Annotated in this window: 3 protein-coding genes and 1 pseudogene; all 4 read right to left on the reverse strand. The window is 62.5% G+C overall.

Annotated features, from left to right (window positions below; genetic code table 11):
• Positions 1 to 118: 118 nt before the first annotated feature.
• On the reverse strand, positions 119 to 1,120 hold the full coding sequence (gene gap, locus B4A72_RS13660; RefSeq protein ID WP_292978840.1) for a type I glyceraldehyde-3-phosphate dehydrogenase: 1,002 nt from the start codon (positions 1,118 to 1,120) through the stop codon (positions 119 to 121).
• Between the two features lie 128 nt (positions 1,121 to 1,248).
• Entirely contained in the window at positions 1,249 to 1,392 is a 144-nt protein-coding gene (locus tag B4A72_RS13665) for a hypothetical protein (protein WP_292956964.1), read from the reverse strand.
• Between the two features lie 136 nt (positions 1,393 to 1,528).
• Positions 1,529 to 2,542 carry a FliG C-terminal domain-containing protein gene (locus B4A72_RS13670; protein ID WP_292956967.1) on the reverse strand — a complete coding sequence of 338 codons (1,014 nt, stop codon included), beginning with the start codon at positions 2,540 to 2,542 and terminating at the stop codon, positions 1,529 to 1,531.
• Positions 2,543 to 2,632: 90 nt separating this feature from the next.
• Positions 2,633 to 3,136: pseudogene (locus tag B4A72_RS13675) on the reverse strand (adenylosuccinate lyase); the annotation flags it as partial.

Genomic DNA, 3,136 nt, shown 5'->3' on the forward strand with positions numbered 1-3,136 from the left:
TTCGTGGTCGATGGCGGCATGACACGCAAGATGATCTATCTGGAATAAAGACCTGAAGGACCAGATGAAAACGGCGGGGCCATAGCCCCGCCGCGGCACTTTTCCGGCTGTCCCGGTTTCAGATCAGCCTGCCCATCGCGACCGCCGTATCGGACATGCGGTTCGAAAAGCCCCATTCATTGTCATACCAGGTCAGAATGCGGCACAGCTTGCCTTCCATGACCTTGGTCTGGTCCATGTGGAATACCGAGGAACGCGGATCGTGGTTGAAGTCCGACGAAACGAGCTTTTCCTCGGTATAGCCCAGAATACCGTCCAGCGATCCATCGGCGGCGGCCCTGATCGCCTGGTTGATTTCCTCGACGCTGGTCTCGCGCTTGGCCTCGAAGACCAGATCGACGACCGAGACATTGGGTGTCGGCACACGGATCGCCACACCGTCCAGACGGCCCTTGAGTTCCGGCAGCACCAGGCCCACGGCCTTTGCGGCGCCGGTGGAGGTGGGGATCATCGACAAGGCGGCGGCGCGGGCGCGATACAGATCCTTGTGCATCGTGTCCAGCGTCGGCTGGTCGCCGGTATAGGAATGGATCGTGGTCATGAAGCCGCGGTCGATGCCGATCGCGTCGTTCAGCACCTTGGCGACGGGCGCCAGGCAATTGGTGGTGCAGCTTGCGTTCGAGACGACCAGATCCTCGGCCGTCAGCGTGTCATCGTTGACGCCGAAGACGATGGTCTTGTCGGCGCCTTCGCCGGGGGCCGAGATCAGCACGCGCTTGGCGCCGGTCGTCAGATGCGGCTGGCATTTCTCCTTCGAGGCGAAGATGCCGGTGCATTCCATGATGACGTCGATTTCGGCCCAGGGCAGATCGGCCGGATTGCGGATCGCGGTGACCTTGATCGGGCCGCGACCCACATCGATCGTATCGCCGCTGACCGTCACCGTGGCCGGAAAGCGGCCATGCACGCTGTCATAGCGCAGAAGGTGGGCATTGGTCTCGACCGGGCCCAGATCATTGATGGCGACCACCTCGATATCGGTGCGGCCCGATTCGATGATGGCGCGCAGCACGTTGCGCCCGATGCGACCGAAACCGTTGATGGCGACCTTGACTGCCATGGTTATCTCTCCCGACCAGATGACGTTGCGCCATGCTCTAGCCTGCGCTTCTCGCGGATGCAAATCCCTCGTTGTTGCGAACTTCGTCACGAGGCCACCCCATAGCCCTTGCACCGGGCCCAAGGCTTTCAGCGCCAGAAGCTGAGATATTCGATAAAGCGATCCATCGCCTTGCCGACCATGACCGGCAGTCCCAGGTTCAGAAGGAAATGATCGGCGGCGAAAATCGCGACGATCAGGGCAAACAGAATATACGCGATCAGGTTGGTCAAGGCAGGCTCCGGCAGATCTTATCGGATCGCCGGTCCGGCGACGCAAGAGGCCGTGTCGTTCCGCCGGGTCCTTCGGTTGCAGTCCGCCAGAATGATCGCGGTGGTGACAGGATTCTCCGCGCCAATCGGCCGGGGGTCAGTTATCTTCCTCCTCGGCCATCGGGATCAGCGTGATCTCACCTTCGGTTTCCAGCCTGCGGATGACCGTCACCACCTGTTTCGTCGCCTCCTCGATTTCGGCGGGGCGAAGGTTGCTCAGTCCCTCGCGTTCGTCGCGCAATCCGTCGGCCATGCGTTGAGAGAGGTTCGAAAGGATGAATTCGGCAGCCGCCGCGTCGGCATCGGAACCGGCTGACAACGCGCGCAGCAGCACGGGCTGCTCGACCTCGCGGACGATGCGCGGCAAGTCGCGGGCCTGGACACGGCGCGGGATGTGATCGAAGGTAAAGATCGCGCGGCGCACGCCGCCGGCGAAGTCGGCATCCTGCCGGTCCAGATTGTCCAGAACCTCTTCGCGCAGATCAGCGGCGGCGAAATTCAGAATCGCCCCCATCCGTTCGCTGGCCGGGGTTTCGATCGCCGGTCGCGGCAGGGCCTCGGCCGCCTGCAGCAGCACCAGACCCACGCGATGCAGGGCCTGTGCGCTGACGCCGCCGGTCATCGAGATTGCCTGCGCAACCTCATGCGCACGTTCGCGCGACAGGGCGGAAAATGTCTCGGACGCCTTCGAAACCGGCAGCTTGGCCAGCATCAGCGCGACGATTTCGACCGATTCCGAATTGGCCACCGCGATAAGCCGATTGACGGGCTGGCTGGCAAGGCGGGTCCAGGGATCGCCCTTGCCGGACATCGCCGACAGCCGCCGCAGCCGGTCAACGCTGTCTTCCGACAATCGTGCGCCCAGCATCGCCAGCGTGCCGTCGAGATTGCCGGGAAAGGTCACGCCCACCGATTCCAGCCGGTCGCAGAATTCGGTGATGACGGCGTCGCGGGTGTCACGGTCCACCAGTTCCATCCGCGCCATTTCTTCGGCCACCAATGTCTGACTGTCGCTGTCCAGCCGCGCAAGGCCGGACGCCTCGTCATCGTCCAGAAGAAGCCGCACGATCACCGCGGCTTTCTGCCGCTGGCTCAGTCTTGCCCCGGTCATCGTCTGCTGCCCCCTGGTCGGTCCGTCATCTGTCATGCGGGCCAATCTGGCAGGATCTGGCTAACAGGCCGTTATCGGCGCCGGGAATAATTACCCAAGATTTGAATCGAATACGCGGCGGAAGATCGTATCGACATGTCTGGTATGATAGCCCAGATCGAATTTCTCTTCGATCTGGTCCGGGCTCAGTGCCGCGGTCACATCCGGATCGGCCAGCAATTCCTGTTTGAAATCCTTGCCTTCCTCCCAGACCTTCATGGCGTTTCGCTGCACCAGGCGATAGGCATCCTCGCGCGAGACGCCGGCCTGGGTCAGCGCCAGAAGCACGCGCTGCGACATCACCAGACCCTTGAACCTGTTCATGTTGGCCAGCATCGTCTCGGGATAGATCACCAGCTTCTCGATCACCCCGGCCAGCCGGTTCAGCGCGAAATCCAGCGTGATCGTCGCGTCGGGTGCGATGCCGCGTTCGACCGAGGAATGGCTGATGTCGCGTTCGTGCCACAGGGCGACGTTCTCCATCGCCGGGATCACCGCCATCCGTACCAGCCGCGCAAGACCGGTCAGGTTTTCGGTCAGGACCGGATTGCGCTT

Origin of the sequence: Paracoccus sp. UBA5162 (assembly GCF_002413585.1) — a bacterium.
Lineage (GTDB): Bacteria > Pseudomonadota > Alphaproteobacteria > Rhodobacterales > Rhodobacteraceae > Paracoccus.